This is a genomic window from Pelatocladus sp. (assembly GCF_059505505.1).
Genome location: NZ_JCACKS010000010.1, coordinates 15586 through 21486 on the forward strand (window position 1 = coordinate 15586; position 5901 = coordinate 21486).

The 5901-nt window shown below is 34.2% G+C and carries 7 protein-coding genes; 4 read left to right on the forward strand and 3 right to left on the reverse strand.

The features are described 5' to 3' along the window. The 3 genes from AC5JMK_RS00855 to AC5JMK_RS00865 all read left to right on the forward strand — a co-directional run. On the forward strand, positions 1-250 hold a 250-nt coding region (locus AC5JMK_RS00855), incomplete at its 5' end, for a hypothetical protein (RefSeq protein WP_495909168.1). A gap of 97 nt (positions 251-347) precedes the next feature. Beyond that, positions 348-1469 (forward strand): branched-chain amino acid ABC transporter permease, encoded by a 1122-nt coding sequence (locus AC5JMK_RS00860; protein WP_096675057.1) that lies wholly within the window; start codon positions 348-350, stop codon positions 1467-1469. Next, positions 1459-2238: an ABC transporter ATP-binding protein gene (locus tag AC5JMK_RS00865; protein ID WP_096675058.1), complete on the forward strand. Its 780-nt coding sequence runs from the start codon at positions 1459-1461 to the stop codon at positions 2236-2238. Before AC5JMK_RS00860 ends, AC5JMK_RS00865 begins: the two co-directional genes overlap by 11 nt. Before the next feature lie 138 nt (positions 2239-2376). Here AC5JMK_RS00865 and AC5JMK_RS00870 read toward each other — a convergent pair whose 3' ends face one another. From AC5JMK_RS00870 to AC5JMK_RS00880, 3 genes are all read right to left on the reverse strand, one after another. Then, positions 2377-3699: a type II restriction enzyme gene (locus tag AC5JMK_RS00870; RefSeq protein ID WP_096675059.1), complete on the reverse strand. Its 1323-nt coding sequence runs from the start codon at positions 3697-3699 to the stop codon at positions 2377-2379. Beyond that, a complete protein-coding gene (locus AC5JMK_RS00875) occupies positions 3692-4537 on the reverse strand; it encodes a DNA adenine methylase (RefSeq protein WP_096678813.1) in 846 nt (281 codons plus the stop codon). The genes AC5JMK_RS00870 and AC5JMK_RS00875 overlap by 8 nt, the downstream gene beginning before the upstream one ends. A gap of 250 nt (positions 4538-4787) precedes the next feature. Continuing rightward, the gene (locus tag AC5JMK_RS00880; RefSeq protein ID WP_096675060.1) at positions 4788-5351 is read right to left on the reverse strand and encodes a DUF2087 domain-containing protein; all 564 of its coding nucleotides are present in this window, start codon (positions 5349-5351) and stop codon (positions 4788-4790) included. Positions 5352-5528: 177 nt separating this feature from the next. Here AC5JMK_RS00880 and AC5JMK_RS00885 point away from each other — a divergent pair, with 177 nt between their 5' ends. Further along, a complete protein-coding gene (locus AC5JMK_RS00885; RefSeq protein ID WP_096675061.1) occupies positions 5529-5744 on the forward strand; it encodes a helix-turn-helix domain-containing protein in 216 nt (71 codons plus the stop codon). The last annotated feature ends 157 nt before the right edge of the window (positions 5745-5901 follow it).

A 5901-nucleotide genomic window follows, 5' to 3' on the forward strand; every position in this document is an offset into this window, starting at 1 on the left:
ATTGAGGTTTGAAACTAGAAAATTGAGGTTTGAAACTAGAAAATTGAGGTTTGAAACTAGAAAATTGAGGTTTGAAACTAGAAAATTGAGGTTTGAAACTAGAAAATTGAGGTTTGAAACTAGAAAATTGAGGTTTGAAACTAGAAAATTGAGGTTTGAAACTAGAAAATTGAGGTTTGAAACTAGAAAATTGAGGTTTGAAACTAGAAAATTGAGGTTTGAAACTAGAAAATTGAGGTTTGAAGCTTGAAGATTGAGGTTTGAAACTAGAAAATTGAGGTTTAACTCTTGACTATTGACTATTGACGCTTGACTATTGACTATTAATTCTTGACAAATAACGAAATATGGCTGAATATCTAATTTTTTTAGCAATTTCTACTTCTATTTTTGCTTTGTTCGGTTTGGGACTTAATTTACAGTGGGGTTTTACAGGCTTAATTAACTTTGGTCATGTGGCATTTATGACGCTGGGAGCCTATACGACTGTATTATTAAGCCTGAAGGGTGTCCCTATACTGCTGGCGACGATCATTGGAAGTGCTGTTGCAGCTTTGTTGGGTTTGTTAATCGGTTTTTCGACTCTGCGTTTGCGGGAAGATTATTTGGCGATCGTTACTATTGGCGTGGGGGAACTAGTTCGTCTGATACTCAATAACCAAGATTTACCTGTAGGTGATACCTGGATCTCTGGTGCGTTTGGTGTCCAAAGTTATCCAATCCCGCTTGTAAATTTACAACCAAATTTGTTTGTCAAACTGCTGATGATTGGTGTGTTGACTTTGGTTGCTGGGATAAGTTTCTATTGGTTGTGGCGCTGGACTCGTCCAACAGATGTAGCCAAACGGACAGGTAACAGGGAAGAATTTATATCACGTCTAGTAGTAGCAAGTTTACTGGGATTATTGTCAGCAGCCGTTTATATATCGGGAGTGATTAGCTTATACAATTACAACCCAAAAGCAGGTTTGATGCTGTTGTCGTGGTTAACCCTTGCTTTTATTTTCTGGCGTTTGGAAGTTTTGGTGCGATCGCCTTGGGGTAGAGTCCTCAAAGCTATTCGTGAAGATGAAGAAGTTCCCAAAGCTTTAGGGAAAAACGTTTTTTGGTACAAGTTACAATCTCTGATGTTGGGTGGTGCGATCGCTGGTGTTGCTGGGGCTTTCTTTGCTTGGCAACTTAGTGCTATTTATACTGATAATTTCCAACCACAGCTAACTTTTGATGCTTGGATTATGGTGATTCTAGGAGGTTCTGGTAATAATATTGGTACGATTTTGGGAGCAGTTATTTACTTTGCCTACGATACTCTCACTCGTGAATACCTACCCAAAATTTTTACTAACCTTACCTCTGATCAATTGGGCGCATTTCGCATCATGATCATAGGACTAATTTTGATGGTGCTGATGATTTGGCGTCCTCAAGGTATCTTAGGTAAAAAGGAGGAACTTACCCTTGGTAAATAATAATTCTTCCCAGGTTCCCTTATTAGCTGCTAGTGGGTTGTGCAAAAGCTTTGGCGGTATTAAGGCTGTTGATAATGCTGAAATTCAAGTTGCAACAGGTAGTATTACAGGTTTAATCGGCCCCAATGGTGCTGGGAAAACAACTTTATTTAACTTACTTTCTAACTTTATCCGCCCTGATAAAGGAAAAGTCGTTTTTGATGGTGAACCGATTCAGCACTTACCATCCTATCAAATTGCTCAACAGGGTTTAGTACGGACATTTCAGGTAGCACGCGCCCTCTCTAAGTTGTCGGTGTTGGAAAATATGCTACTAGCAGCACAAAAGCAAACTGGGGAAAATTTTTGGCAGTTGCAATTTCAACCCCATATAGTAGCTAAAGAAGAAAAGCAGTTAGAACAACAGGCGCTAACCATATTAGAATCAGTTGGTTTAGCCCATAAAGCCGATGATTACGCTGGTGGATTATCTGGTGGACAACGCAAGTTGTTAGAAATGGGACGAGCGTTGATGACTAATCCCAAGTTGATTTTGTTAGATGAACCAGCAGCAGGTGTGAATCCGAGACTAATTGATGAAATTTGCGATCGCATCGTCAAATGGAATCAACAAGGTATGACTTTTTTGATTATTGAACACAATATGGATGTGATCATGTCGTTGTGCGATCGTGTTTGGGTACTCGCTGAAGGTAGAAATTTGGCTGACGGTGTTCCCGAAGAAATTCAGCGTGACACCAAAGTTTTAGAAGCTTATTTGGGGAAATAATTGAAGCTGAAGGGTGAGAGGTGAAGATAAAAGAATCTTGTTAAGAATCTTAGCTGGACGGTCATGTAAGAAATCACACAACGAGAACATGAAAATATGACTCCTCTTACACCCCTTACCCATTTTCAAGACAGAACTTTATTCCTCTGATAGCATATTTACAATCCATCCTATCCATCCACGCACTGTGCTTGATCGCCTGTTAATAGTTGTAATATTTATGTTTAAACTACAAGACTGCATAATTTGGCGGATTACATTAATATCTGGGATAAAACCATTTGAGAGAGTAAATTCAAAAGTTTTATAAAAAACCTGATGTTGCAAAATTTTTTCAATTAAAGATAGTATTTTGATTTTATATCTTTTTTTTAGCAAATGGCTTCCTTCATCGCTTAAACAAAATATTATTTCTCTAGTATTTGCGTCTAGATACTTATCCATTAAGCCTAGATATCTAGCAGCATCAGTATAATAACTGGTTTGTCTTTCATCGAATTGATAATTTGCTGTAATTTCCTCCTTAGTTAATTCTTTATCTAGTAAAAGTGTCAGTAAATCTATGATTCTTTCAAATTTATTTGCTTGTGGAAATGGAGCATTTGGTTCAGCAACTATAGTAATAGATTTAAAAATTTGAGATACATCTTCATGTGTTATTGTTTCAGGGGCTATCACATAGTTTCTTTGTTCTACCAATCTTATTGAATTGTAATTTAAAATATCATCGAATTTATATATAAAAAAGCTAAATATATTGCTGGAGTTAGAATAAGTCATTAAAATTGGAATTACTTCCTTGTTTGGAATTTTGCTAGACCAAAGCCTATATGGATAATACAGTTGTCTAACAAGAAAATCATCTACATCATATAATTTAGCTTCTAATAATAGAAAGTAATGTTCACTTTCAAAGCCTGCATCTATTTCACATTGAGCATTCTTAACTTCAAGACTATATTGAGTATCATCTACTATTTTATTTATATTAAATTTAAATGTACCCGTAGACATTCTTCCATAAACTGTATGATATGATTCTTCACCATCAATCAAATCATTTATGATACCTGTATTAAAAGCACAACTTAATGCTGAAGTTTCTGAATATAGATTTGTATAGTCTATACTTTCTATTCCTTTTGGGAATTCTACAGGGATTACTTCTAAAGTATCAGAATATGTAACATTTAAATAAGAATCAAATTTACCAATAATGTATTTATTCCTAGAGATAGATAATATAGAAAGCTTGTAAACTTTAAAAATTTCAGGTAAATTACCATAATGGTCAAATTTTGCCATTAATCTACTTTCTCTGAATTCATTAATACTTGCAGAGTCTATTTCAAAAAACCCTATCTTAGATATATTTTCTAGAATATGATATTTTTGAAATAACTTTTCCCAGGCAATATCATTTTTAGATTTTTGTCTTTGACTCGTCGATAAGTCACTCATAGTTTTTTACTAAGATTTCGTCAACTTTACCTCTTTTTTTAGCATTTGAATTGATAGCTCTAATTGCCGATATCTTTGTCTGCTTATAATCTTTATACAAGTCTTTGATGAAATTTGTATAAGCATTGCTCAATAGAACTTTACAACCTCTACTGTCTAAACTATCAAATGTCTCTTTTAGCCTAATTTGTTCATCTTTATTAAATCCATTGACATCATAGCCAGTAAAAGAAGCAGTATCCGAAACTGGATCATAAGGAGGATCAAGATAAACAAAGTCTCCTCTTTTAGCCTCTTTAAGAGCCTCTTGAAAATCTAAATTTGATATAATGATTTGATTGTCATTTAGATATTTACTTACAGCTTTTAAAACAGCTACATCTAAAATATTTGGATTTTTGTATTTACCAAAAGGCACATTAAACTGTCCTTGAGAATTAACTCTAAATAAACCATTGTAACAAGTCTTATTTAGAAAAATAATTCTTGATGCTCGTTGTACTAGTGTTCTATCTTGAAAACTTTTTTCTCTGTCCCAATCTCTGATAGCATAATAGTCCTCTTCATTATTTTTATAAAATTTTAATTTATCAATTAGTTCATCAACTGAATCTCTAATAACTTCATAACAATTGATTAATTCAGCATTACTGTCATTAATTACAGCCTTTTTAGGTTGCAAAGCAAATAGGAGCGCTCCTCCACCAATAAAAGGTTCATAGTAGGTTTGGTAATTATAATTTTTAGGTAGATAATTCTCTATAATTAATGGAACAAGTTGTCTTTTCCCTCCTGCCCACTTCAGAAACGGTTTTACTAGCTTATTTATTGAGACCATTTGTTGACCTAAAAAATCATTCAGTAACAATATAAATGATACTATTGTACTATAAATATAGTTACCTCGTTTATAAATATTACAGCTATTCTATATATCCTTTGACTGTAGTGCTTGAATAAAATACACTGTCATTACTTTACTAGAGTATTGAGATACGATTAGATTTCAATGCGTGTCATTTAAATTCTCATGAACTATTGAATACTACTTTTATACAGCATATGAAATTCATCCTGTTTTTGAAAATTTAATCTATATAACGCCAATAAATCCCGTCTTTTTTCTGGATTAAATGATAACTAACCAACTCCCGTCTAAGATTAGCAAAATCAGGATGGTAACGCTTCAGAATTTCATCAATGGCACTTTCTGAATACTGAATATCCATTTCAAATTTGTTCGCTAACCATTTAAGAATTACCAAACGTTTTTTACGACTAGAGGGAATTTCTTTGAGACGTTCTCCTTCTGTGTAGGTTTGAATGATCTTCATTTCCCATGCTTCTGTATCTATATCTTCAACCCAAGAACCAATATTCCCTGGTGTAAAAATTTCTTTGCTGACACTCTCTAAAGTCATACTTTCCAATTGGTACAGGTGGGTATTACCTTCAGGGCGCATAGTCACTAAATTTACTTCTTTTAATTTCGCTAAATGATGAGATACCGTTGGTTCCTTGAGTTGCAATAATACAGCTAGCTCTTCAACACTACATTCTTGGTTAGCTAGAAAACTCAAAATCTTTAACCGACTTTCGTCCGCTAAAGCTTTGAAAAAACGTAGCACGATTTGAAATTGTTCCGTTTTCATAATTTGTTATAATCTAATTAGATGTATATCTAATTAGTTGTTCGTCAAACTAACTAAGTTGTGCAATATCCCTCCGACGCAACCGAAAAGCTGCGTAGATGGATTGTGTCTTTATGTGATTTTGTAACGTTTTTCTAAGAAAAGTTAAGTTTCTTAAGTAGTTTTTTATATTTCGCCATGTTTAGCCGTTTATCTCATCGCAAAAGAAACAGACTAGGTTTTCCGAAGCGAGGTATTTCTCTTGTTCAAGCAGCCAAGTTTTTAAATGTAGACCAAGCCAACCTTTATATGGCCCTACAAAAAGGAGAAATTCCTATGCGTAGAATCAATGGAAGGACTACAGTCAGCGCAGGAGCTTTATTAGATTATCAAGCAAGAAAAAGACGAAATTGATTAGTATTTCCTAATGCATAAATAAGGAAATATTTAGGGATAGGGGAAAAGGGATCAGGGAGTGAGGAGTGGGGAAGTGTGGGGAGTAAACAACCAACAACCAACAACTAACAACTAACAACTAACAACTAACAACTAACAACTAACAACTAACAAC

Coding starts and splice junctions, on each gene's coding strand:
- AC5JMK_RS00870 (WP_096675059.1), bottom strand. CDS start 3,699: ATGAGTGACTTATCGACGAGTCAAAGACAAAAATCTAAAAATGATATT.
- AC5JMK_RS00880 (WP_096675060.1), bottom strand. CDS start 5,351: ATGAAAACGGAACAATTTCAAATCGTGCTACGTTTTTTCAAAGCTTTA.
- AC5JMK_RS00875 (WP_096678813.1), bottom strand. CDS start 4,537: ATGGTCTCAATAAATAAGCTAGTAAAACCGTTTCTGAAGTGGGCAGGA.
- AC5JMK_RS00860 (WP_096675057.1), top strand. CDS start 348: ATGGCTGAATATCTAATTTTTTTAGCAATTTCTACTTCTATTTTTGCT.
- AC5JMK_RS00885 (WP_096675061.1), top strand. CDS start 5,529: ATGTTTAGCCGTTTATCTCATCGCAAAAGAAACAGACTAGGTTTTCCG.